Consider the following 836-nt stretch of genomic DNA (forward strand, 5'->3'; position numbering starts at 1 on the left):
CTGTGGAAAAACCCCGAAGGCCTGACCGACGACGAGCGTCGCATCGTCATGCGCAACCTGGGCTTCTTCTCCACCGCCGACTCCCTGGTGGCCAACAACCTGGTGCTGGCCGTGTATCGCCTGATCACCAACCCGGAGTGCCGCCAGTACATCCTGCGCCAGGCCTTCGAAGAAGCGATCCACACCCACGCCTACCAGTACTGCATCGAATCGTTGGCCATGGATGAAGGCGAGATCTTCAACATGTACCACGAGATTCCATCGGTCGCCAAAAAGGCCGCCTGGGGTTTGAAATACACCCGCTCGATCTCCGATCCGAAGTTCGAAACCGGCACCGTCGAAACCGACAAAGAGCTGCTGCGCAACCTGGTCGCCTACTACTGCGTCCTGGAAGGCATCTTCTTCTATTGCGGCTTTACCCAGATTTTGTCCATGGGCCGTCGCAACAAAATGACCGGCGTGGCGGAACAGTTCCAGTACATCCTGCGGGATGAGTCGATGCACCTGAACTTCGGTATCGATGTGATCAACCAGATCAAGATCGAAAACCCACACCTGTGGGATGCCGAGATGAAGGAAGAGGCGACCCAGATGATCCTGCAAGGGACTCAGCTGGAGATTGAATATGCGCGGGATACCATGCCGCGTGGCGTGCTGGGGATGAACGCGGCGATGATGGAGGACTACCTCAAGTTCATTGCTAACCGTCGTCTGTCGCAGATTGGGTTGAAGGAAGAGTATCCGGGGACGACTAACCCGTTCCCGTGGATGAGCGAGATCATGGACTTGAAGAAAGAGAAGAACTTCTTCGAAACCCGTGTGATCGAGTACCAGAC

General features: G+C 56.0%; 1 protein-coding gene. It reads left to right on the forward strand.

Annotated elements, in window-relative coordinates; all coding sequences use genetic code 11:
* Positions 1-836, forward strand: an 836-nt coding sequence (locus HX793_RS30010) for a ribonucleotide-diphosphate reductase subunit beta (protein ID WP_177053977.1), incomplete at both ends; no start/stop codon positions are given.

It is taken from the genome of Pseudomonas reactans (assembly GCF_013387025.1).
Taxonomy (GTDB): domain Bacteria; phylum Pseudomonadota; class Gammaproteobacteria; order Pseudomonadales; family Pseudomonadaceae; genus Aquipseudomonas; species Aquipseudomonas reactans.